21 protein-coding genes, 1 pseudogene and 1 riboswitch are annotated in these 23,481 nt (G+C 67.2%); of the genes and pseudogenes, 15 read left to right on the plus strand and 7 right to left on the minus strand.

The annotated features are described in order from the left end of the window. Positions 1-44: 44 nt before the first annotated feature. Both QE452_RS09160 and QE452_RS09165 read right to left on the minus strand, forming a co-directional pair. Positions 45-1,565 carry an O-antigen ligase family protein gene (locus QE452_RS09160; protein WP_309658075.1) on the minus strand — a complete coding sequence of 507 codons (1,521 nt, stop codon included), beginning with the start codon at positions 1,563-1,565 and terminating at the stop codon, positions 45-47. Positions 1,566-1,721: 156 nt separating this feature from the next. Next, positions 1,722-2,486 carry a molybdopterin-binding protein gene (locus QE452_RS09165; protein ID WP_309658074.1) on the minus strand — a complete coding sequence of 255 codons (765 nt, stop codon included), beginning with the start codon at positions 2,484-2,486 and terminating at the stop codon, positions 1,722-1,724. A 50-nt stretch (positions 2,487-2,536) separates the two neighbouring features. Here QE452_RS09165 and map point away from each other — a divergent pair. The 6 genes and pseudogenes from map (at position 2,537) to QE452_RS09195 (ending at position 8,006) form a co-directional block, all read left to right on the plus strand. Then, a pseudogene (gene map / locus QE452_RS09170) lies at positions 2,537-3,365 on the plus strand (type I methionyl aminopeptidase). A 329-nt stretch (positions 3,366-3,694) separates the two neighbouring features. Then, a complete protein-coding gene (locus QE452_RS09175) occupies positions 3,695-4,381 on the plus strand; it encodes a PEPxxWA-CTERM sorting domain-containing protein (RefSeq protein WP_309658072.1) in 687 nt (228 codons plus the stop codon). A gap of 38 nt (positions 4,382-4,419) precedes the next feature. Further along, complete coding sequence (locus QE452_RS09180) at positions 4,420-5,088, plus strand: hypothetical protein (protein ID WP_309658071.1); 669 nt, start codon at positions 4,420-4,422, stop codon at positions 5,086-5,088. A 36-nt stretch (positions 5,089-5,124) separates the two neighbouring features. Further along, on the plus strand, positions 5,125-7,335 hold the full coding sequence (purL, locus tag QE452_RS09185; RefSeq protein ID WP_309658070.1) for a phosphoribosylformylglycinamidine synthase subunit PurL: 2,211 nt from the start codon (positions 5,125-5,127) through the stop codon (positions 7,333-7,335). Between the two features lie 190 nt (positions 7,336-7,525). Continuing rightward, positions 7,526-7,831 (plus strand): metalloregulator ArsR/SmtB family transcription factor, encoded by a 306-nt coding sequence (locus QE452_RS09190; protein ID WP_309658069.1) that lies wholly within the window; start codon positions 7,526-7,528, stop codon positions 7,829-7,831. A 4-nt stretch (positions 7,832-7,835) separates the two neighbouring features. Then, a complete protein-coding gene (locus tag QE452_RS09195) occupies positions 7,836-8,006 on the plus strand; it encodes a metallothionein (RefSeq protein ID WP_125993040.1) in 171 nt (56 codons plus the stop codon). A 106-nt stretch (positions 8,007-8,112) separates the two neighbouring features. Here QE452_RS09195 and QE452_RS09200 read toward each other — a convergent pair whose 3' ends face one another. Beyond that, positions 8,113-8,295, minus strand: coding sequence for a CsbD family protein (locus QE452_RS09200; protein ID WP_309658068.1), 183 nt, complete (start codon positions 8,293-8,295; stop codon positions 8,113-8,115). A gap of 110 nt (positions 8,296-8,405) precedes the next feature. Continuing rightward, on the minus strand, positions 8,406-9,413 hold the full coding sequence (gene thiS, locus QE452_RS09205; protein ID WP_309658143.1) for a sulfur carrier protein ThiS: 1,008 nt from the start codon (positions 9,411-9,413) through the stop codon (positions 8,406-8,408). 150 nt (positions 9,414-9,563) lie between these two features. Between thiS and aroQ the strand changes: the two genes are divergently transcribed. The 8 genes from aroQ (at position 9,564) to QE452_RS09245 (ending at position 16,713) form a co-directional block, all read left to right on the plus strand. Continuing rightward, positions 9,564-10,019 carry a type II 3-dehydroquinate dehydratase gene (gene aroQ / locus QE452_RS09210; protein ID WP_309658067.1) on the plus strand — a complete coding sequence of 152 codons (456 nt, stop codon included), beginning with the start codon at positions 9,564-9,566 and terminating at the stop codon, positions 10,017-10,019. 31 nt (positions 10,020-10,050) lie between these two features. Further along, complete coding sequence (gene accB / locus QE452_RS09215) at positions 10,051-10,539, plus strand: acetyl-CoA carboxylase biotin carboxyl carrier protein (protein ID WP_309658066.1); 489 nt, start codon at positions 10,051-10,053, stop codon at positions 10,537-10,539. A gap of 4 nt (positions 10,540-10,543) precedes the next feature. Next, positions 10,544-11,896, plus strand: a complete 1,353-nt coding sequence (gene accC / locus QE452_RS09220) for an acetyl-CoA carboxylase biotin carboxylase subunit (RefSeq protein ID WP_125993045.1) — start codon at positions 10,544-10,546, stop codon at positions 11,894-11,896. A gap of 191 nt (positions 11,897-12,087) precedes the next feature. Next, the gene (locus tag QE452_RS09225) at positions 12,088-12,483 is read left to right on the plus strand and encodes an HdeA/HdeB family chaperone (protein ID WP_309658065.1); all 396 of its coding nucleotides are present in this window, start codon (positions 12,088-12,090) and stop codon (positions 12,481-12,483) included. Between the two features lie 110 nt (positions 12,484-12,593). After that, complete coding sequence (locus tag QE452_RS09230) at positions 12,594-12,947, plus strand: ArsC/Spx/MgsR family protein (protein ID WP_309658064.1); 354 nt, start codon at positions 12,594-12,596, stop codon at positions 12,945-12,947. 178 nt (positions 12,948-13,125) lie between these two features. After that, complete coding sequence (locus QE452_RS09235) at positions 13,126-13,464, plus strand: P-II family nitrogen regulator (RefSeq protein ID WP_125993047.1); 339 nt, start codon at positions 13,126-13,128, stop codon at positions 13,462-13,464. An 88-nt stretch (positions 13,465-13,552) separates the two neighbouring features. Further along, on the plus strand, positions 13,553-14,965 hold the full coding sequence (gene glnA, locus QE452_RS09240) for a type I glutamate--ammonia ligase (RefSeq protein ID WP_125993048.1): 1,413 nt from the start codon (positions 13,553-13,555) through the stop codon (positions 14,963-14,965). Positions 14,966-15,116: 151 nt separating this feature from the next. Next, positions 15,117-15,202, plus strand: a riboswitch (glycine riboswitch). A gap of 113 nt (positions 15,203-15,315) precedes the next feature. Next, a complete protein-coding gene (locus QE452_RS09245) occupies positions 15,316-16,713 on the plus strand; it encodes an L-serine ammonia-lyase (protein ID WP_309658063.1) in 1,398 nt (465 codons plus the stop codon). Positions 16,714-16,743: 30 nt separating this feature from the next. Here the strand turns inward: QE452_RS09245 and QE452_RS09250 are convergent, their stop codons facing one another. From QE452_RS09250 to QE452_RS09260, 3 genes are all read right to left on the minus strand, one after another. Then, positions 16,744-20,805 carry a translocation/assembly module TamB domain-containing protein gene (locus QE452_RS09250; protein WP_309658142.1) on the minus strand — a complete coding sequence of 1,354 codons (4,062 nt, stop codon included), beginning with the start codon at positions 20,803-20,805 and terminating at the stop codon, positions 16,744-16,746. Positions 20,806-20,855: 50 nt separating this feature from the next. Continuing rightward, entirely contained in the window at positions 20,856-22,826 is a 1,971-nt protein-coding gene (locus tag QE452_RS09255; protein ID WP_309658062.1) for an autotransporter assembly complex family protein, read from the minus strand. A gap of 71 nt (positions 22,827-22,897) precedes the next feature. Then, complete coding sequence (locus QE452_RS09260; protein WP_309658061.1) at positions 22,898-23,134, minus strand: hypothetical protein; 237 nt, start codon at positions 23,132-23,134, stop codon at positions 22,898-22,900. Positions 23,135-23,301: 167 nt separating this feature from the next. Here QE452_RS09260 and QE452_RS09265 point away from each other — a divergent pair, with 167 nt between their 5' ends. Next, entirely contained in the window at positions 23,302-23,472 is a 171-nt protein-coding gene (locus tag QE452_RS09265) for a hypothetical protein (protein ID WP_164523494.1), read from the plus strand. Positions 23,473-23,481 lie beyond the last annotated feature (9 nt).

A 23,481-nucleotide genomic window follows, 5' to 3' on the forward strand; every position in this document is an offset into this window, starting at 1 on the left:
CTATGGCCCTGGAATCTTAAGGAAGAATGTATAACATCGCCGGATCAGGCGACCATTGCCACGGGGACGTCCACGGGCTTCGCCAGCGGTTCGGCACGGCGTCGCGCGGGATCGCGCCCCGCCCCCGCCGGAACGCTCGCCACCGCGTTGCTCAGGGCGAAGAGCAGCAACATGGTCAGAACCACGCGACCATCGGTCGGAATATAGGGGAACATCGCCCCCGCGCACAGTGCCACCCCCAGGCCCAGGTCCGACAGCCCTCCCCAGCCCCGCGCCCGCGACACGCGACGCGCGCGATAGGAGGCGATAGCCTGTGCCGCGATCCCTCCCGCGAACAGCGCCAAGCCGGTCAGGCCAGAGAAGAGCGCGATCCCCAGATAGCCGTTCACGAAATCGATGATCCCCTCGCCCTGGCGAAGATCCTCCATTTGCGCGGTCACGACTGACGGCGGCTGGCCGATTACCGGATGTTGATGGACAAGTTCAACGCCCCGATCGTAGAGCTTGTCGCGATATTCGTTGCTGTTCTTCGCATCTGTCGAGAAGCCGAGCAAATCGGCGGCGCGCTCATTGACCAGCGTCAGGCCGTACACGCCCCCTAACGTCAGAGACAGCGCAGCAAGCGGTGCAATCATCCCGGTCGCGCCACGCCGGGACAAAAGCACCCCGACACAACCAGCGACCGCGCCAAGCCAGCCGGTTCTGGATTGCACCGAAAACAAACCGATCGCCACGATCGCCAATATGATCCTATGCTTCGACGCCGACTTGAACAGATCGCGCGCGGCAAATGTCGTCACGAAGCAAAGGGCCAGCAAGGCGGCTGACAGAGGGGGATTCATCAACGGTCCGCCGGCCCGCAACATGCCGCCGCGCATCTTCACGTTAGCGAGACCGTAGATTCCAAATTGATTGCGGAACGCCTGATACATGGGCCACGCCTTGAAGCTCTCAAAGATCGCGACAGCGGAGATGGCCAAGGCCGATGCGACGACGAAAAGAACCGCGCTTCGCACGGCCTCCGCATCATTTATCGACTTCTTCACGATGTAATATGGCAGAAACAGACTGAGACTGATCTGCACGGTCACTCTCATGACATTCGTCAACGACGAATCCCGCGCCGAGATGAAGGCCAAGACGAACATGATCATAAATGCGGGCAGATCCGCGAACGAATAGCCCGCCCCCCTACCTTTCACCCACATCGTGGCAGCGATCAAAGCGCCCATCGTTACGCACGATTCTGTCGAGATCGCTACGAGTTGAAGCGATCCCGCCATCGCAGTAAAGGTGATAGCCGGTAAGGTAATAACCAAGAAAATCGCTAGACCGGCGGCATGAACCCTTTTCTTGATGAAAATGACGGCGACCACCGTCAACGCGGCGAACGCCACATAGATCTGCCCCAATGAAAGCGCGATGAACGCCGCCGCCGTTGCTTTCACCGAAGTCTGACCGATCGACTTCCAGGCTGGCTTCACAGCGGATGCAAATATGGACATCACTGCCGCAGCGAGAACGATTATGACAATGGACGATTTTATAATGGTGAGCATTGCCATTTAATCCAGATGGGTAACGCAGCCGAACCGGGCGCGCACTGTCAACATGTCGGCAGAAAATCCCGCATTTGCATCCCCGTTACCCGTTTGGCGGGGCGCGATCCAGCCACGGCATTGCCCGTGCCGGATCGGCCGGCACCGCGCGTGCCCCGTCCGTCAGATACCGCCATCCACCATGTCGTGCCCCGCCGCCGCCAGCGCCGCGACCAGGTCCGTGACACAGGCCGCGACCAGGTCCGCATCGGGGCCGCGCACCACCAGATTGGCCCCGACCCGCCCCTCGCGGAAGAAGGGATAGCTGCCGATCGCGATCTCACCCCGGTCGCGGAAGCGCTTCTCCGCGTCGCGCAGGATGTCCGCCACCTCGCTTTCGGCGATCCAGCCGCCGATCGTGCGCGACACGACCGGGCGGCCGCCCTCCAGCGTGCCGGTCAGCGAGTCGAGCATCCCCGCGGTGATGTGCGGCACGCCCGCCATGATGAAGATGTTGCCGATGCGGATGCCCGGTGCGCCCGACACGCGATTGACGATCAGTCCCGCGCCCTCCGGCACCCGCGCCATCCGCGCCCGCGCCTCGGTCAGGCCGCCGCGCGTGGCGTAATAGTCGGTCAGCACCGCCATCGCCTCCGGATGGTGGATGACGCCCACGCCCAGCGCCGCCGCGATCGCGTCGACGGTGATGTCGTCATGCGTCGGCCCGATGCCGCCGGTGGTGAACAGATAGTCGTTGCGCGCGCGTAGGCTGTTGACCGCCTCGACGATCGCTTCCTCGCGATCGGCGACCACGCGCACCTCGGCGAGCCGGATACCCTGCACGTTGAGCCAGGCCGCGACTTGCGCGACGTTGCGATCCTGCGTCCGTCCGGACAGGATTTCATCACCGATCACGACGAGCGCGGCGGTCCAGATACGATCGGCCATGACGCGACCTTAGCCTCGCAAAAGCGCCGCCGCCACGCTATATCGCGGCGATGACCGAATATGTGACCGTGACGTCCGACGCGCCCGAGGGCCGCACCGGGGCGATCAAGCTTCATGGCCCCGCCGCCTTTGTCGGGATGCACGCCGCCGGCCGCCTCGCCGCTGAGACGCTGGACATGATCACGCCGCACATGGTGCCCGGCGCGTCCACCGCCGAGATCGACCGGATGATCTACGACTTCGTCCTGGCGCGCGGCGGCGTGCCGGCGAGCGCTTGGCTATCGCGGCTATACGCATAGCAGCTGCATCTCGATCAACCATGTCGTCTGCCACGGCATCCCGTCGGAGAAGACGCTGAAGTCGGGCGACATCGTCAATGTCGACGTCACCCCGATCCTGGACGGCTGGCATGGCGACACCAGCCGCATGTACCTGATCGGCGACGTGCCGCTGAAGGCGAAGCGGCTGGTGGAGGTGACCTATGAATGCCTGATGCTGGGGCTGGAGCAGGCCAAGCCCGGCAATTACCTGGGCGACATCTCGCATGTCATCCAGCGCCATGCCGAGAAGAATCGCTATGGTGTCGTCCGCGATTTCTGCGGGCACGGCCTCGGCCGGCTGTTCCACGACGCGCCCGAGGTCGTCCATGTCGGCCGCCCCGGCACCGGTCCCGAGCTGCGCCCCGGCATGATCTTCACGGTCGAGCCGATGATCAATATCGGCCGCCCCGACGTAAAGCTGCTTGACGACGGCTGGACCGCCGTGACCCGCGACCGCTCGCTGTCGGCGCAGTTCGAACATTCGATCGGCATCACCGAGACCGGCTGCGAGATTTTTACCATTAGCCCGGCGGGGCTGCACCAGCCGCCTTACCTGTAAGACCGTACGACATCACTGGAATGCCTGACGGCGGCGCTTGAGCTTGAGGCTCGCGCCGCCAATTTTTTCTCGGCTGCTCCCGCTCGCACACCAGCAACACGCCGATCGAAGGCCAAAGCTTTGGCGGAGCACAGCTCTTGGGCCGCATGATTGCGCAAATTCCTGTCGAATTGGCAATATTTGTTTTGCAACCAAAACAAAGCGTTAAAACTCCACTGGGGCTACACGCCTATCTCTATCGTATTTTTACGTACTATTAACTATTTTGCTACGCCGATATGGAGATTCAACGCTCAATACACACGCACATCAAAGCATAGGACAGCATCATGCCACACAAAATTGCAGCAAAATCGTTTAATATGGCTGCATTTTCAACCTTAGCATTTGCATGCGCTTTTTTAGCGTCCACTCCCGCACAATCAGCGGTGATTACCAAGGATTATGTTGTGGACGCGTCAAATTCCAATGTCAGTAAATTTGGCTCAAACTTATTCGTCTTACGCGTTTATGATATTGGCAGCGAATGGGTAAAGGTCGAAACGGGCGACACTCTCATCGGGTCAATTAAATTCTCCGATGGTATAAATTTTGATCCTGAATATTATTCTCAAATGAGCGCTCAGTTTTATTTTTCAAAAAATTCAAACGCAAAAATTGGGTATCGCGCTTGGATTGAAACGTCCTTGATTAACGATGTTGGTCAATCAATTAACTACTACCGTACATATAGCAATGATGTACATTTCTATATGGGTATGAATACGGACTATTCCGGCCTGAACAAAGGCAACGTCGCAGGAATGAAATTCAAAATCAAATTTGATTATGTTGATGACTGGAACAGTAATAATCCGGTTTTCATGCAGCTTGGCAATATATCATACGGCCCTTTCAAAAGTGTAGTATCCCCCGTCCCTGAACCTTCAACCTGGGCGATGATGCTGCTTGGCATGGCCAGTATTGGCCTGACAATCCGCCGTCGTCAGACGACGGCATCCGCCGCACTGACCTAATCCCTCGCCCCCCCCCTATTCTCATTGCGGAGTTTTCCATGGTACGCGCCGCCCTGTGCTCCTCCCTAGCTCTACGCCCGACCGTGCCGGACGAACCGCATCGCGTCGAAGCGGAACATCGGCTTTCACTTCACGCCGCAAATCTCCGTCCTCTCGGCCCCGACCGTCACAGCCTCGAAGAGCACGACATCGGCCGCATCTGGCGGCCGCTGCGCGCCGGGGACGGTTTCGAGGAGTCGATCCGTTTCGCCGACGGGGCAGCGCTCCGGCCGAGCGGCGGTACCGAAGTCACGCTGAACCTGGAGTTCGCCGGCGGCCGCGATCGGCGCGTCCTCTACCATGCGCATTACACGCTGTTCCTGGTCGACACGGCCGGCAATCCGATCGGCTGCTACCGGGGCAGCGGCTTCGATGTCGGCCGCGACCTGACCATCATCAGCCGGCGCATTTGCGGCTTGCGCGACAGCCCGGACATTGGCGGGATCGATCTTCACATCCACTTCGAGGAACTGTCCGATGGCGAGAACGACCAGCCGGTCGCGATCCGGCTCGGCATGGTCGCGTTCGGGCCGGTGGCGGGCATCGTCGCCGCCGCCCTGCCGCCCGCCCTGCCCGCGGCCAGCCGGCTCCGAACCCGCCGCGCGACGCTGCGCCCCCGCCGCCGTCGGACCATCGCGCCGTCCGACATCATCCTGTCCGCGCGATAGTGACGAACCGGCCCGCTCCCGCTAAAGGCGCGGGCCATGACCGCCATCACGCCACAGATCGTCGCCGACCACGGCCTGTCCCCCGAGGAATATGAGCGCGTGCTCCATGCATTGGGCCGCGAGCCCAATCTGGTCGAGCTCGGCATCTTCTCGGTCATGTGGTCGGAGCATTGCAGCTACAAGTCGAGCCGCCTCCACCTGAAAAAGCTGCCGACCACCGGCCCGCAGGTGATCTGCGGCCCCGGCGAGAATGCCGGCGTGGTCGATATCGGCGACGGCCAGGCCGCCATCTTCAAGATGGAGAGCCACAACCACCCCTCATATATCGAGCCCTATCAGGGCGCGGCGACCGGCGTCGGCGGCATCCTGCGCGACGTGTTCACCATGGGCGCGCGGCCGGTGGCGAACATGAACGCGCTGCGCTTCGGCCGGCCCGACCATCCCAAGATGCGCCACCTGATCTCGGGCGTCGTCCATGGCATTGGCGGCTATGGCAATTGCGTTGGCGTGCCGACGGTCGGCGGCGAGGTGAACTTCCACCCTGCCTATGACGGCAACATCCTGGTCAATGCGATGACCGTTGGCGTCGCCGATACCGACAAGATCTTCTATTCGGCCGCCAGCGGCATCGGCAATCCGATCGTCTATGTCGGCTCGAAGACCGGCCGCGACGGCATCCACGGCGCGACCATGGCCTCGGCCGATTTCGGCGAGGATGCGGACGCCAAGCGTCCCACCGTGCAGGTCGGCGACCCCTTCACCGAAAAGCTGCTGATCGAGGCGTGCCTGGAGCTGATGGGCACCGACGTGATCGTCGCGATCCAGGACATGGGCGCGGCCGGCCTCACCTCCTCCTCGGTCGAGATGGCGTCAAAGGGTGGCGTCGGCATCGAGCTGGTCATGGACGACGTGCCGCAGCGCGAAGCGAACATGACGCCCTATGAGATGATGCTGTCCGAGTCGCAGGAGCGGATGCTGATGGTGCTGAAGCCCGGCCGCGAGGCCGAGGCGGAGGCGATCTTCCGCAAATGGGAGCTGGACTTCGCGGTCATCGGCCATGTCACCGACACCGGCCGCATGGTCCTGAAGTTCAAGGGCGAGACGGTCTGCGACATCCCGCTGGGGCCGCTGGCCGACGAAGCGCCGCTCTACGACCGCCCCTGGGTGCCGACGCCCGCGCCCGCACCGCTCGCCGACGTGCCCCAGTGCCGGGACATCGCCGCCGATCTCAAAACGCTGATCGGCTCGCCCGACATCGCCAGCCGCCGCTGGATTTGGGAACAATATGACCATATGGTCGGCGCCGACACGGTGCAGCGCCCCGGTGGCGACGCAGCGGTCGTCCGCGTCCATGGCACCGACAAGGCGCTGGCGATCACCACCGACTGCACGCCGCGCTATTGCTTCGCCGACCCCGTCGAGGGCGGCAAGCAGGCGGTGGCCGAGGCGTGGCGCAACCTGACCTCGGTCGGCGCCAACCCGCTGGCGGTGACCAACTGCCTGAACTTCGCCAACCCCCAGCGGCCCGAGATCATGGGCCAGATCGTCGGCTGCCTCGACGGGATGAGCCAGGCGTGCATCGCGCTCGATTTCCCGATCGTGTCGGGCAATGTCTCGCTCTACAACGAGTCCAAGGCGACCGGCGGCGGCTCGGCGATCCTGCCGACCCCGGCGATCGGCGCGATCGGCCTGCTCGGCGACTGGCAGAAGAACATGACGATCGCGTTCAAGGGCGCGGGCGACATCATCCTGGCGGTGGGCACGCGGACCGGCCATCTGGGCCAGACCTTGTGGCTGCGCGAGGTGCACGGCCGCGAGGAGGGTCCGCCGCCGCCGGTCGATCTCGACGCCGAGCGGCGCGCGGGCGACCTGGTGCGCAAGGGCATCGCCGCCGGCTGGCTGACCGCCGTGCACGACGTGTCCGATGGCGGCATCGCGGTGACGGTGGCGGAGATGGCGCTTGCCGCCGACATCGGCGCGATCCTCGACCGCAAGCAGCCCTATGACTGCGCGCGATCCTTCTTCGGCGAGGACCAGGGCGTCTATATCGTCACCGCCGACGATGCCGCGCTGCTCGACTTCCTGACCGAAGCCCATGCGGCGGGCGTCGAGGTCGAGCCGCTGGGGCGGACCGGCGGCAAGCGCCTGATCTTCGAGCGGCCGGACCGCGACGACGTGGTGTCGCTGGAGGATCTGCGCACCGCGCACGAGGCCTTCTTCCCGACGCTGATGGGCGCGGTCGCGTAAGACTGGCGCGACCCCCGTCAGGGGATCGGATGCGCGTTCCGAGGGAGCCGGACGGATCGCCGTCCGGCTCCCTTCTGCGTTCCAGCATCGCTCCGGTCGCCACCCATTTTCCTTGATCCCGATCAACGAATCGGATTGACGCAGATCATATTATGCACATATTAGGACGTGTTCATATGTTGAAGGGTTCATGACGGCGGACGAAGGAACGCAACTGGCTGAATTGTTCCGGCTGCTCGGCGAACCCAACCGGCTTCGGCTGGTGGTGGCGTGTCTCGACGGGCCGCGGACGGTTGGCGATCTGACGGCGGAGGTCGGCGTCAGCCAGAGCCTCGTGTCGCAGCATCTACGGTTGCTGCGCGCGGGACGGTTGCTGAAGCAGACGCGGAGCGGACGACATGTCTTCTACGAACTGCCGGACTGCCACGTTCGCACCATGCTCACCAACATGATGGACCATGTATTGGAACCCGAAGACCTAGCCCAAGAGGATTGAGATCATGAGCATCACTGTCGACATGGTGAAGTGCGCCTGCGCCGATTGCGTCTGCATCGTCAGCCCGGACAAGGCCGTGCAGGCCGAGGGTCGCGCCTTCTGCAGCGACAATTGCGCCACGCATCACGAGCAGGCCGCCGGGTGCGACCATGCCGGTTGCCCCTGCCACGGCTGAGGCCTGACCGGACAGCGGGAGCCTGTCGCTCCTGCTGTCCGACCAATGAAAAGGGCCGCCCCGATCGCCGGGACGGCCCTTTTTCATGTCCGGGACTAGGTGACGATCAGATATCGTCGCCCAATGCGCCCTTGACCTTGCCCTTCACCTGCTGGCCCTTGCCTTCGGCCTGCTGGGCCTCGCCCTCGGCGGCCAGGTTGGGATCGCGATTATGCTCGCCGATCGCTTCCTTCGCCTTGCCAATCGCCTCGTTGACATTGCCTTTGATCTTGTCGGTCAGCTCGCCCATCACAGCCTCCATGTCGGTCGGCCGCGCAGGGCAGAGGAGCCGCCCCCGGCACCGAACCGGTCATGGAGGGAAACCAAGGACTTAGGCCCAAGGTTCCCGATCCGGCTTGCCTAGATCAAGCCGGCCAGCGGGCTGGACGGATCGGCATAGCGGCGCTGGCCCATGCGGCCGGCGCGATAGGACAGCCGCCCCGCCTCCACCGCCGCGCGCATCGCCGCCGCCATCATCACCGGGTCCTTCGCCTCGGCGATCGCGGTGTTCATCAGCACGCCGTCGCATCCCAGCTCCATCGCCACCGCCGCGTCGGACGCGGTGCCGACGCCCGCATCGACCAGCACCGGCACCTTGGCCCCTTCGACGATCAGGCGGATCGTCACCCGGTTCTGGATGCCCAGTCCCGACCCGATCGGCGCGCCGAGCGGCATGATCGCGACCGCGCCCACATCCTCCAGCCGCTTCGCCGCGATCGGATCGTCGACGCAATAGACCATCGGCAGGAACCCCTCCTTGGCCAGGATCTCGGTCGCGCGCAGCGTCTCCACCATGTCCGGATAGAGCGTCTTCGCCTCGCCCAGCACCTCCAGCTTCACCAGGTCCCAGCCGCCCGCCTCGCGCGCCAGCCGCAGCGTGCGGATCGCATCCTCGGCGGTGAAGCAGCCGGCGGTGTTGGGCAGATAGGTGACCTTCCTGGGGTCGATATAGTCGGTCAGCATCGGCGCATTGCGGTCGCTGACGTTCACGCGCCGCACCGCCACCGTCACGATCTCCGCGCCCGATGCCTCCAGCGCGGCGGCATTCTGCGCGAAATCCTTGTACTTGCCGGTGCCGACGATCAATCGCGAGCGGAAGGTGCGCCCCGCCACCGTCCAGCTATCGTCTACCAGCGGCGCGACATGGTCGCCGCCGCCGACGAAATGGACGATCTCGATGTCGTCGCCGTCCTCGACGATCACCTCCTTCAGCGTCGAGCGGGGCACGACCTCCAGGTTGCGCTCCACCGCGACCTTTTCGGGCACCAGCCCCAACTCGCCCGCCAGATCGGCGAGGCTCAGGCCGGCCGCGATTCGCTTGTGCTCGCCGTTGACGGTGATCGAGACGGTTCCATCGCTATGGGGCATCGGGTCCAGTTCCAGCCGGGGCGTCGCCGGAGGGGGCCGGACGGCGCGTGAAAAGGGGCGCACCGCACTCGCATCTCGACTTCGCGCGGTGCGAGCGGGTAGAGGGGCGATCTAGGGGTCGCGGACGGCGGCCGCAACCGGAAGCCGCCCATGTCGACCTCTCTTGCTACCGAAGCCCATACCGTGTTCGTGCTGAACGGTCCCAATCTCAACCTGCTCGGCCTGCGCGAGCCGGCCATTTACGGCCATGACACGCTCGACGACATCGCCGGCATGATGGAGGACCGCGCCCGCGAACTGGGGCTGGAGATCGACCTGCGCCAGTCCAACCACGAGGGTCATCTGATCGACTGGATGCACGAGGCGCAGGCGGTGGGGGCGAAGGCGGTGCTGCTCAATGCGGGCGGCTTCACCCACACCTCGGTCGCGCTGCACGATGCGATCAAGTCGATCGCGACGCCCGTGATCGAGGTCCATCTCTCCAACCCCCATGCCCGGGAAGACTTTCGTCATGTCAGCATGATCGGCCGTGCCGCGAAAGGCACAGTCGCGGGCTTCGGGGCATTGTCCTACATCCTCGCGCTTGAAGCCGCGGCCCGGTTCTGACACTGGCCCGCGCTTGTACAGGGAAGGTTCCATGACCGACACGAATTCCAGCGGCACCATGATGGTCGATGTCGACTTGGTGCGCCAGCTCGCCGAGCTGCTCGACACCACCCAGCTGACCGAGATCGAGGTCGAGCATGGCGAGCGCAAGATCCGCGTCGCCCGCAAGGTATCGCAGGGCGGCGGCCAGGCGGTGCATTACGCGCCCGCGCCCGTGGCGATGAGCGCCGCCCAGCCGGCCGCGCCCGTCGCCGCCGAAGTGGGTGCGTCCGCGCCCGCCAGCAGCGCCAATGCGGTCCGCTCGCCGATGGTCGGCACCGCCTATCTGGCGGCCGAGCCGGGCGCGAAGCCCTTTGCGGGCATCGGCCAGAAGGTCGCGGCCGGCGACACGCTGCTGATCGTCGAGGCGATGAAGGTGATGAACCCGATCGTCGCCACCGCCGCCGGCACCGTCACCCAGGTGATGGTCGAGAACGGCCAGCCGGTCGAGTTCGACCAGCCGCTGATCGTCGTCGAGTAAGCCCGTGCGGCCGATCAAGAAACTGCTGATCGCCAATCGCGGCGAAATCGCGCTTCGCATCCACCGTGCCTGTCACGAGATGGGCATCAAGACGGTGGCGGTGCACTCGACGGCGGATGCCGATGCCATGCACGTCCGCCTGGCGGACGAGGCGGTGTGCATCGGGCCGCCGGCAGCGACCGACAGCTATCTGAACATCCCCAACATCATCTCGGCGGCGGAAATCTCCGGCGCGGATGCGATCCATCCGGGCTATGGCTTCCTGTCGGAGAATGCCCGCTTCGCCGAGATCGTCGAGCTGCACAACCTGCTGTTCGTGGGGCCGAAGCCCGAGCATATCCGCACCATGGGCGACAAGGTGGAGGCCAAGCGCACCGCCGGCGCGCTCGGCCTGCCGCTGGTGCCCGGCTCCGACGGCGCGGTCAGCGACGTGGGCGAGGCGCGCGAGCTGGCGGCCCGGATCGGCTATCCGGTGATCATCAAGGCCGCCTCGGGCGGCGGCGGTCGCGGCATGAAGGTCTGCAACAGCGAGGATCAGCTGGAAACGCTGATGCAGCAGGCCGGCAGCGAGGCGAAGGCCGCGTTCGGTGACGCCACGGTCTATATCGAGAAATATCTCGGCAATCCGCGCCATATCGAGTTCCAGGTGTTCGGCGACGGCAATGGCAATGCCATCCATCTGGGCGAGCGCGACTGCTCGCTCCAGCGCCGTCACCAGAAGGTGCTGGAGGAGGCCCCCTCCCCGGTCATCACCGCCGCCGAGCGCGAGCGGATGGGCGGCGTCGTCGCCAAGGCGATGGCCGATATGGGCTATCGCGGTGCGGGCACGATCGAATTCCTGTGGGAAGACGGCGAGTTCTACTTCATCGAGATGAACACCCGGCTCCAGGTCGAGCATCCGGTGACCGAGATGATCACCGGCCTGGACCTGGTGCGCGAGCAGATCCGCATCGCCGAGGGGCATCCGCTGACGCTGCGCCAGCAGGACGTGCAGTTCCGCGGCCATGCGATCGAGTGCCGGATCAATGCCGAGGACTGGCGCACCTTCGTCCCCTCGCCGGGGCTGGTGAAGCAGTTCCACGCGCCGGGCGGCATGCATGTCCGCGTCGATAGCGGCCTCTATGCCGGCTATAAGGTGCCGCCCTATTACGACAGCATGATCGCCAAGCTGATCGTCTACGGCGCCACCCGCGAAGGGGCGATCCGCCGCCTGCGCCGCGCGCTGGAGGAGTTCGTGATCGAGGGGATGAAGACCACCATCCCGCTCCACCAGGCGCTGATCGAAGACCCTGAGTTCCAGCAGGGCCAGTACACAATCAAGTGGCTGGAGGAATGGCTGGCGCGTCAGACCGACTGACGCCCATCGGTGTCGCGGTCGCCCATGCGCCGCGACACCGATCGACGGGGACGGGTGTATCCGCTCGATCGAACATAGCGGCGGGACACGCCGCCACCCGCCGAACATGTCGAATATTTAATATGGATCAATGAGGAACATCATTGATCCTGTCGCTTTCTTCCCTCGTCATCAATGAGGGAGTGTTCCAGATGAATTTGGTTCGCACGTTCGGCGCGGCTGCCCTGTTGTCGCTGGCTTCGGTTGCCGCGATCGCCCCCGCCAGCGCCCAGTGGGTCAAGGAACAGGCCAATGTTCCCGCCGGTCCGGATGGTCAGCGCGTCATCGATCTTCTCGCCAAGGGCAAGCGCCTGGAGACCGTAAGCTGTCACGACTTCGGCCAGCTCGACGAAAGCTTCCGGCCCCAGGCGATTGTCTATGCCGCCAATTACGGCCCCAAGGGCAAGGCGCATCCGACCGTGACGATCGACGGCGTCGAGAAGATCGTGCCGGTGGTCGTCGACCAGTGCAAGGCACGCCCCGGCAACCACTTCCTCGCCGCAGTGCAGACCGCGCTGAAGCTGGAGCCGCCGGTCGCCAAGCGGTGATCGAACGGCATGGGCGGGCGGGCCATCGGCACCGTCCGCCCATGCGCTTTCCCGCGGCCCGATGGAGTCGCGACCTTGGCATCGCCGTCGCAGCGGCGCATAAGCCCGGCATGGCCGATCTCCACCCTCCGGCGGCGACGCTCTACCATTATCCGCGCTGCTCCAAGTCGCGCGCGGCCCTGGCCCTGTTGCAAGCGGCCGGCGCCCAAGTGACGATCATCGACTATCTCAACGATCCGCCGTCCGCCGCCGAACTGGCCCGTCTCTATGCGAGTGCCGGCATCACGCCGTCCCAAGGCCTGCGCCGCACCGAAGCGGGCGCGGCCGCACTCACCGAGGCGGACGATGCGACGATCCTGGCGGCGATGGCCGCCGACCCGATCCTGATCGAACGTCCGCTGGTCGAGACCGAGCGGGGCGTCGTGCTGGCCCGCCCGCCCGAACGCGTGTCGGAGGTGCTGTGACTGCCGCCAAACAAGGCAGCGCCACGCCGCCTGCCGCTTTATCGGGCAGCAATCGGCCCGGCCATGCTCCATCCGCCCTGTGGGCGCAGTTGGCACGACCCGTGCAATGCGCCCGCACGGGCGAGGGTTCGAACGCTCGAACGAACGAAGCTTCCATGACGATCGAGGACGCGTTTCTGTGAAAAAAATCGAAGCCATCATCAAGCCGTTCAAGCTGGATGAGGTCAAGGAAGCGCTCCATGAGATCGGCGTGTCGGGTATCACCGTCACCGAGGCCAAGGGCTTCGGCCGGCAGAAGGGGCATACGGAGCTCTATCGCGGGGCCGAATATGTCGTGGATTTCCTGCCTAAGGTGAAGCTGGAGATCGTGGTCGAGGACGCCCTGGCCGAACGCGTGGTGGAGGCGATCGCCACCGCCGCGCAGACCGGCCGGATCGGCGACGGCAAGATCTTCGTCATTCCCGTGGAGGCGGCGCTACGCATCCGCACCGGCGAGCGCGACGAAGCGGCGATCTGAACCTCATCCTCCGTCCCGGTCGCGGCCGGGGCAGTATCGTTTTCAAACACGGCCCAAGCACTTCGCTGGGGCCTAGAAGGGAAGAACCATGGCGACGACGGCCAATGACATCCTGAAGAAGATCAAGACGGAGGAGATCGAGTGGGTCGACCTGCGCTTCACCGATCCCAAGGGCAAGTGGCAGCACCTGACCATGGTCGCCAGCATCATGGGCGAGGATGAGTGGACCGACGGCCTGATGTTCGACGGTTCGTCGATCGAGGGCTGGAAGGCGATCAACGAGTCCGACATGGTGCTCAAGCCCGATCTGGACGCGGTCTATACCGATCCCTTCTCGGCGACGCCGATGCTGATCGTGTTCTGCGACGTGGTCGAGCCCTCGACCGGCGAGCTCTATGCCCGCGATCCGCGCTCGACCGCCAAGCGCGCCGAGGCCTATCTGAAGACCACGGGCATCGGCGACACCGTCTATGTCGGCCCCGAGGCCGAGTTCTTCATGTTCGACAACGTGCAGTTCGACACGAACTATGCCGCGTCCTACTTCAAGATCGACGATGTCGAGCTGCCGACCAACACCGGCCGCGAATATGAGGGCGGCAACCTCGCCCACCGTCCGCGCGCCAAGGGCGGTTACTTCCCCGTCGCGCCGGTCGACTCGGCGGTCGACATCCGCGGCGAGATGGTCACCACCATGCTCGAAATGGGCCTGCCCTGCGACAAGCACCATCATGAGGTCGCCGCCGCGCAGCACGAGCTGGGCCTGACCTTCGGCACGCTGACCCAGACCGCCGACCGGATGCAGATCTACAAGTATGTCGTGCATCAGGTCGCCCATGCCTATGGCAAGACCGCGACCTTCATGCCCAAGCCGATCAAGGAAGATAACGGCTCGGGCATGCACACCCACTTCTCGATCTGGAACGGCAAGGAGCCGCTGTTCGCGGGCAATGGCTATGCCGGCCTATCGGACATGTGCCTCTATTTCATCGGCGGCATCATCAAGCATGCCAAGGCGGTCAACGCCTTCACCAACCCGTCGACCAACTCCTACAAGCGTCTGGTCCCGGGCTATGAGGCGCCGGTGCTGCTCGCTTATTCGGCGCGCAACCGTTCGGCCTCGTGCCGCATCCCGTACGGCACGGGTCCGAAGTCCAAGCGCGTCGAGGTCCGTTTCCCCGATGCGCTCGCCAACCCCTATCTCGCCTATGCGGCGCTGATGATGGCGGGCATGGACGGCATCCAGAACAAGATCCATCCCGGCGAGGCGATGGACAAGAACCTGTACGACCTGCCGCCGGCCGAACTGGCGCAGGTGCCGACCGTCGCCGGCTCGCTGCGCGAGGCGCTCGACTGCCTGGAAGCCGATCACGACTTCCTCCTGAAGGGCGACGTGTTCTCCAAGGACCAGATCGAGGCGTTCGTCGAGATCAAGCGCGCCGAAGTCGCGCGTTGGGAAATGACGCCCAGCCCGGTCGAATACGACATGTACTATAGCGGCTGATCCCCGCGCCGGCGGCCGGGCGATCCGGCCGCCGCATCAGGATCGCACGAACCCGGTCGACGCCCCCGCGCGTCGGCCGGGTTCGTCATGTCCGGGCCAGCGCCCGCATGATGCCGCTTGACCCCGCCCCCCGGCCCGGCCGATAGCCCGGTGCGTCGATGTGGGAGAGACCGGGCAACCGGCGCCGAAGGAGCAACCGCCCCGGAAACTCTCAGGCAAAAGGACCACATGGGCGACGGACATCTGGAGAGAGGCATGGGGCGTTCCCCGTGTCCGCCGACGGGATAGCGATCTCAGGCGCAAGGGACAGAAGGGGCATGGAAGGCCGGAACCACCGGCGAGAGGATGCCATGCACGCCGACGTCACCACTGCCGCCCCGCTCGACCGCGACATCCATCGGCCGATCAGCGTCGCCGAACTGTTCACCATCGGCATCGGCCCGTCCAGCTCGCATACGGTCGGCCCGATGCGTGCCGGCTTCGACTTCGCGCAGCGTGCGCTGGGGCAGGATTCGCCGCCGGTACGCGTCACCTGCGACCTGTACGGTTCGCTGGCGCTGACCGGACGCGGCCATGCGACCGACACCGCCACGATCCTGGGGTTGGCGGGCTGGGAACCGGAGCGAATCGATCCCGACGATGCCCCAACGATCCTCGACCGGATCGAGCAGGAGACGCGGATGATGCTCGGCGGCCGGATGCCGATCGCCTTCGCGGCGGGCGACATCGTCTTCCATCCGCGCGAGTTCCTGCCGGAACATCCGAACGGCCTGACCTTCACCGCCACGCTGGCCGACGATACGGCCTATACCGAGACCTATTTCTCGATCGGCGGCGGCGCGATCCTGCGGAAGGGCGCGGGCGTGGCGGCGGTCAACATCGCGGTGCGCCACCCCTTCTCCTCCGGCGCGGACCTGCTCGCGATCGGCGACGCGACCGGCCTCACCGTCGCCGACATCGTCCGCGCCAATGAAGAGGCCTGGCGTTCCCCCGCCGAGACCGACGCCTTTCTCGACGCGGTGCGCCAAGCGATGAGCGCCTGCATCGATCGCGGCATCGCGCAGGACGGCGTGCTGCCCGGCGGCCTGAAGGTGCGCCGCCGCGCCCGGTCGCTCTCCGCCAGCCTGACCGGCGAGCGGCCGGGCGGCAATCCAGCCGAGGTGTTCGAATGGGTCAGCCTCTGGGCGCTGGCGGTCAATGAGGAGAATGCGGCGGGCGGCCGCGTCGTCACCGCCCCGACCAATGGCGCGGCCGGTGTGCTGCCCGCCGTGCTGCGCTTCTACGAGACGTTGATCGCGGGCGCGGATGCGGTGGGTGCGCGCACCTTCCTGCTCACCGCCGCCGCGATCGGGATGCTGTACAAGAAGCGCGCCTCCATCTCGGCGGCGGAGATGGGCTGCCAGGGCGAGGTGGGCGTCGCCTGTTCGATGGCGGCGGGCGCGCTGGCGGCGGTGCTCGGCGGCAGCAACCGCCAGATCGAGAATGCCGCCGAGATCGGCATGGAGCATAATCTGGGCCTCACCTGCGACCCGATCGGCGGGCTGGTGCAGATCCCCTGCATCGAGCGCAACACGATGGGCGCGGTGAAGGCGATCAACGCCGCCTATCTGGCGCTGCGCGGCGACGGCAGCCACATCGTCAGCCTGGACGCGGTGATCGAGACGATGCGTCAGACCGGCGAGGACATGCGCTCGAAATATAAGGAAACCAGCCTGGGCGGGCTGGCGGTCAATGTGGTGGAATGCTGAGCGCGTGACGCCGGGCCGACCGACCGGCCCTCAATAATCCCGCGACACCCGCACGTTGACGCTCTGCCGCCCCAGCGTCGAGATGGACGACAGGATTGACAGCCAGCGAGTCACCTGGAACTCCACCTGGGTCGCGGAATAGCCCTGCCCGTCGGTGATGATCTCGGCATAGAGCCGCCGCGTCACGAATTTGCCCGCCGCCACCGACGTGCCCTGCCCGGTCTGCGGATCGGCGGGCAGGATGCGGAGGCGGTCCAGCCCTGCCGCGCGACGTATCGCGTTGATCGGGTTCAGGCCATTGCCGCCGTCCTGCAACGCCGCCACCGCCGCCGCCAGTTGCAGGGCTTCCGGCGCGGACAGGTTGGTGATCGATGTGCCGAACAGCAGCCGCGACAGCAATTCATCCTCCGGCAGGGCGGGCACGCTGGTGAAGCCGATCTCCGGCTTCAGCGCGGTGCCGGTGACGCGGATCGTCGCGTTCAGCCCGGTGCTGTCGGCATTGGCGGCGATGTCGAGCGCGGGATTGGCGGGGGTCTGCCCGTCGAAGCGGATCACGCCGCGCGCCAGTTCGAAATCGCGCCCGGCAAACTCCACATCGCCGCGGATCAGGTTGGCGCGGCCGGTGATCGAGGGATTGGTCGGCTGCCCCCCGATCTTCAGGTCAGCGGACCATTCGCTGGTCAGGCCCAAGCCGCTGACCATGACGCCGTTCCGGGCGCGGGCGTTCAGCGCCAGCGTCCAGGGCGCGGGCGGCGCGTCGTCGGCCACGTCGCCGCCCGGCAGGTTGATCTCGCGGACGTTGAGCTGCGGCGCGGCGGTGGCGGCGCTCGCCTGGCCCAGACGATAGCGGCTGCGGTTGAGCACCACATCGCCCGAGATGGTGCCGCCCGCCCCGTCCGACTGGAAGCGCAGGGGTCCGGTGACGGTCGCGCCGATATCGTCGCGGGCGATCATCACCGCATTGTCGGCATTGAGCCGCAGGTCGAGCCCCAGCCCCTTGGGCGCGGCGAAGTCGAACAGGCCGCTGCCCGTCACGCGCCCGTCCTTTCCGGCGGCGGCGGCGAAGCGATCGATGACCAGCCGCGATCCGCCGAACCGGCCGGTCGCCTGGACATTGGTCAGCAGCGTGCCGGTGGTCGCGCTCTCGATCCGCGCGCCATTCGCCCGCACCACGCCCCGGATCACCGGCGCGGCCAGCCGCCCGGTCACGTCCGCGCCGATCGCGACGGGGCCGGACAGGTCGAACAACTCCACGCCGGTCAGCCGCCACAGCGTATCGGCCGGGCCGGCATAACGGAGCTGCGCGAACAGCGCCGCATTGCCGATCCGGCTGGCGAGATCGCCCGAGCCGAGCGGCGCGAGCTGCGCCTGCGCCCGCCCGATCGTGCGGCCGCCGGATGCCACCACCGCGCGCAGGCCGGCGCGATCGGCGCGCAGCACGCCCGCCACCCCGATATCGATCGGTGCGGAGGTCAGGACCAGCCCCGACCGCGACACGCCGCGCAGGGTCAGGTCGACCGCGCCGGTCGGCGGTCCGCCCGCCGCCGCCGCATAGCGGAGCGTGCCCGAGGCGCTGCCCGACAAACCCAGCCCCGGAAAGCCGATATCCAGGATCGACATCGGCATACGGGTCAGCGCCGCCTGCGCCTCGATCCCGTCCTCGCCCAACCGGCCCGACACGGTCGCCTCGCCGCCGGCAAAGGCGAGGCCGGTCGGCTGCAACCGCAGCGCCGTGCCCTCGCGCACCAAGGTGGCGGGGGTGGTGAGCTGGATCGGCCGCTTGTCGAGCGTGCCCTGCGCGCGCACCACATAGCGGTCGCGCTCGATCCGGGTCACCGTCTGGAGGTCGAACGCTCGGCCGCGCGAACCGGCGACCCCCGCGCGCACCTCGCCCAGTCCATCGGTCAGCGCGGCGGAACCGGTGAAGCGCGCCAGCGACACCGCGCCATAGCGCAGGCCGATGCCGCTGGCGCTGCCCTGCACATCGGTACCGGCGGGATCGAGCAGCGCCACCGCGTCCAGGCGGCCTTGGCGCACGCTGCCGCCCGCCAGTCGCGCGTCGCGCGCGGTCAGATGTACCTCGACCCGCTGGATGCTGCCGGCCGGCGCGAAACCGATCGTGCCGGCCAGACCGCCACCCGCGACCGTCAGGCGGCCGTCGAAGCCGCCGGTCACGATGCCGAGCGTCCCGCTGGCGCGCGTCCCCGATACGTCGAGCGCGCCGATCACGATGCTCGCCGCACCTCCGCTCGGCAGCAGGATCGCGCCGCTCGCGCGGAACGGCCCCAGCCGCGAGCCGCCATTCGCCGTGAAGCCATAGCCCTGCGGCGTCGGATCGAGATGCGCGACGACGCTCGACAGGCCCAGCGCCGCGTTCGGCCGCTGGAACCGCAGATCGAGCGTCGGGCGCGCGATGTCGCCGTCCAGCACCAACGTCACCGGGCCATAGCTGGCCTGGCGGCCGCCGCCCTCAAAATGGAAGCTGCCGTCGCGGCGGCGATAGCCCTGGCCGGCCAGCGTCAGGCCGGGCGACACCAATCGCAGGTCGTGGAAGTGGAGGATGCCGTCCGGCCCCCGCTCCAGCCCGGCGGTCAGGCGCGGCAGGCCGCCGGTCAGCGAGCGGAAAAAGGCGTTGTCCAGCCGCCGTACCACCGCCTGCCCGCGCCCGACCAGCCGCACGCCATGACCGTTCGCGCCGGGCACCAGCGTCAGTTGCGACTGGACGTCGACCACGCCCAGGCCGGGGATCAGATAGCGCCCCAGCCCGCCGGTCACCGCCACCTCATAGCGGCCGGTGCGCAGGTCGAGCACCAGGCCGATCCGGCCGCTGAGCTTGTCGGAGCGGACGTGCAGCGGATCGCCGATGATCTGGGTCGGGGTGACCCGCAACGCACCGTCGACGCGCAGATTGCGCAGGATGCCGCCCGCCACCGTGCCGACCCCGGTCACCCGCGCCGCCGCCAGCCGGATCGGCACCGTCACCGGCGCGGGCGACAGCCGGCCGCTGCCCGCCGCGCGCACCTGTTCGAAGCCGGTCTGGTCGAAGGCCAGCCGGTCGGCGGCCAGGCGATAGTCGAAGCGGGCGGTGTCGAACGGTCCGTCAAGCACCGCGCGCAGCGTGATCCCGCGTCCGGTCATGTTGGGGAACAGCGCCGCCGGGCGCAGCAGCCGGCCGGCGATCTTCAGATTGCCCCAGCGATTGCCGGCGAGGTCCGCCACGCCCTCCAGATCGAGCGCCAGCGCGGCCGAGCGCAGCGCCAGCCGCCCGTCGAGCCGCCTGTTCTCCAGCGTCGCCGTGCCGTTGACCAGCAGGCGCGGCGCGGTCAGGCGTTGCGCCTTGCCCGTCAGCAGCGAGGCCGGCGCGACCGTTCCGGACATGGTGTAGCGCCCCGCCTCCGCCGCCAGCCCCAGGTCGAGCAGCCTCGTATTCCCGGTCCAGGCCCGCGCCTGTCCGCGCCAGCGTTGCCAGCGGCCGTCACCGCCGACGGTCAGCCGCACCGGGGCCCGCGCGCCGATCGCGCGCGCCAGCACGCCGCCGGTCGCCCCCGCCGCATCGACATCGATATCGAACCGGTCGCGATCGGGCTCGGCATCGATCCGCAGGCGCAGCCGGTCGCTCCCCTGCACCACGCCGTCCAGCCGCACCAGCGCACGGCCGGACCGGATATCGGCCAGCCCGCGCAGCGACCCGACCCGCTCGCGGCCCAGCACCGGCCGCGCCAGCACCAGCCGGTCGACACCCAGCGCGCCGATATGGATGTCGAAATCGGGCAGGATCGGCCCGCGCCGCCCGGTCGGGCGCGTATGCGGCACATGGTGCAGCATCGCCTGCGGGATGGCGAGCCGCCGGATCGCGAGTTCGCCCCCGAACCAGCGCACCGGCGACCAGTCGAGCGCGACATCGGGCGCGTCGAACACCAGCCCGTCCAGGTCGTAGACGCGCAAATTCCTGATCCGCGTGCCCGAATAGAGCGACCCGTCGATCCGCCCGACCGTGAAGCGCAGGCCGTTGGCGGTCCGGATCGCGCCGATCCGCTCGGCGACCTGCGCATGGCCCCAAGGGGTGTCGACCAGCACCAGCGCCGCCAGCATGATCGCCAGCAGCGCGCAGGCCAGCCAGCCGATCCAGCGCGCGGCGCGTCTCAAAACGCCTGTCCCAGCGAGACATAGACGGCGATCCGCGAGTCGCCCGGCTGCGGATTGAGCGGCGTCCCGACATCGAGGCGGATCGGCCCGAAATTCGAGTAATAGCGCACGCCCAGCCCCGCGCCATATTGCAGCCCGGTGAAGCGCGGCAGCGGGCTGGTATAGATATTGCCGGCGTCCAGAAAGGGCACGACCCCGAAATTGCCGAACGCCTTCACCCGCGCCTCGATGGAGAATTCGGTCAGGCTGCGCCCGCCGATCGGTGCGTTATTGGGGTCGCGCGGGCCGATATCCTGATAGCCATAGCCGCGCACCGAGGCGCCGCCGCCGGCATAGAAGCGCCGCGACGGGGCGACCGCATCGCGCGGCGCGCCGGCGATCGTGCCCAGCCGGGTCCGCGCCGCCAGCACCACGCCGGGCCGCACCGTCCGATAGACGCTGGCGTCCAGCTGGGTCCGGGCATAGCCGAACACCGACCCCTGCAACGACGCCTCCGGGCTGAACCGCCCGCCCAGGCGGAAACCCTGGCTGGGATTGAGCAGGTCGTCGGTGCCGTCATAGACCAGGCTGGTCGGCAGCGCACCGATCAGGAAGGTGCGGCGACGCGGCTGGCCCGTCGCCACGATCACGTCGCGCTCGTCCGAGGCGAGCAGTTCCGCGCCCAGCGACCAGGTCCAGGTCTTCTGGAAGAAGATGTTGGTCTGCCGCTCCAGCGCGCCCGACAGCGAAGTGGTGCGCGCCTCATAGGCGGTGCGGTTCTGGTGGGCGAGCGCGACCTGGAGCGTCAGCACCCGGTCGCGGCCCTTATAGTTGTTGCGGCGATAGACCAGCGACGACAATTGCTCCTGCGTGCCCAGCACGCTGCGGATGGTCAGCGCACCCTCGGGCGGGAACAGGTTGCGGTGCGTCCAGCTGCTCTCCAGCCGGGCGCCCTCGCCCGTGCCATAGCCCAGTTCGGCGGCGACGGTCCGGGGCGGCGCGGGATCGAGCTTGACGGCGAGGTCGACGGTGCCGGGCACCCGCCCCTCGACCGGCTTCAGCTCGACGGCCGAGACCAGGCTGGTCTGGATCAATGCGCGGCGCAGATCGTCGACCCGCGTCTGGTCGAACGGCTCGCCCCGATGGAAGCGGGCGATCTCCGCGACATGGTCGGGCCCGAACACCCGATTGCCGGGCAGCGCGACGATATCGCCGAACCGTCGCTCGCCGCCCGGCCGCACCGACAGGTCGAGCGTGGCGGTGCGGGTGGCGTGATCGACCACGATCTCCGGCGCGCCGACGCTCGCGAAGGGGAAGCCGTCCCGCCCGACCGCACCGGTCAGCCGCGTATCGGCGGCGACCACCGCATCGGCGTCGACCGGATCGCCCGGCTTGATGCCGAAGGCCCGGGTCAGCGCATCGGACTTGTCACCGGCATGGTCGACGCCCGCCAGCGTCACCCGGTCGAAGCGATAGAGCCCCCCCGGTTCGGCCGCCAGCACCACCTGCGGCCGGGGCCCTGGCTCGACGGCCACGTTGACGCGCGCATCATAATAGCCCTCGGCCCGCAACAGCGTGACCAGCAGCGCCGAATCCTCCGCCGCGCGTCGGTCGAGCTGGGCGGCGTTGGCAGGCTGGCCGGCATGGGCCTTGAGCGTGGAATTCTGGTCGAAGCGCTGGCGAAGCAGCGGCGAGCCGATGCCATCGATCCCATCCACGCGCCAGCCATAGCGCCGCTCGGCGACGCCGTCGGTGGCGGCGACCGCGCTGGTCGGTGCGCCCGGCGCGGTGGCGAGGTCGGGCCAGGCGACGCCGAGATCGGGCAGCGGGGCGAGCGGCGAATTGGGGTCGAGATCCTCCTCCGGCGTCTGCACCGGCGACGGCGCGGCAGCCGGCGCCGGCGCGCTCTGGCCCCAGGCGAGGGACGGGATCAGGCATAGACACGCGGCGGCCGCCCCGCGACCCGCCCGCCCGGCGCGGAACGACATGCGCCGTTCCTAGCCGCGACCGAACCGGAGCGACAGTCCCGAAAACGGTCGGAACGGCGTGCGATCAATGCTTAATGTACGGTGCCCACCGGGACCGGGTCGCTCAGCAGGCGGGCCAGTCGCTCGACCTGCCGCCAGCGACAGAAATGCAGGTGATTGCCCAGGTCGCGGCTGCGATTGGCCCGGACCCGCGCCTCGCGCGCGGCCTCCAGGCCGAGCTGCTCGATCAGGTCGGTCGCCAGCGCCAGCTCGGCACGATCGGCGATATAGGGAAGAAGGTCGGCGGCAGGTGCTGGCAGGTCGGTCATCGCCACCCGTCACTCATGTTCCGCGCCAGATCGCGCCATCGCGCGGATGCGGCGACGATCGATGGTAAACCGCCCTGTTCCGGCGCCGTCCCTCCCGTCCCACCTGTGCCACAAAGGGACGGATTTCGCCCACTGGCGTCCCGTGCAGGGACATGGCAGGAGGTGGCATGGCCAGCCCGACCCCTTCCCGCGCCGGTGGCGGCATCCTGATCGTCGCCGGAATCTTCTTGGGCGCAATCATCGGCTTTCTCTATGGCCAGGCGACGCCCGGCGTGCTGATCGGCCTCACCATCGGCATCGCCGCCGCCCTGCTGCTGTGGCTGCGCGACCGGCGCTAAAGGCGCGGC

It is taken from the genome of Sphingomonas sp. SORGH_AS_0438, assembly GCF_031453475.1.
Classification (GTDB): domain Bacteria; phylum Pseudomonadota; class Alphaproteobacteria; order Sphingomonadales; family Sphingomonadaceae; genus Sphingomonas.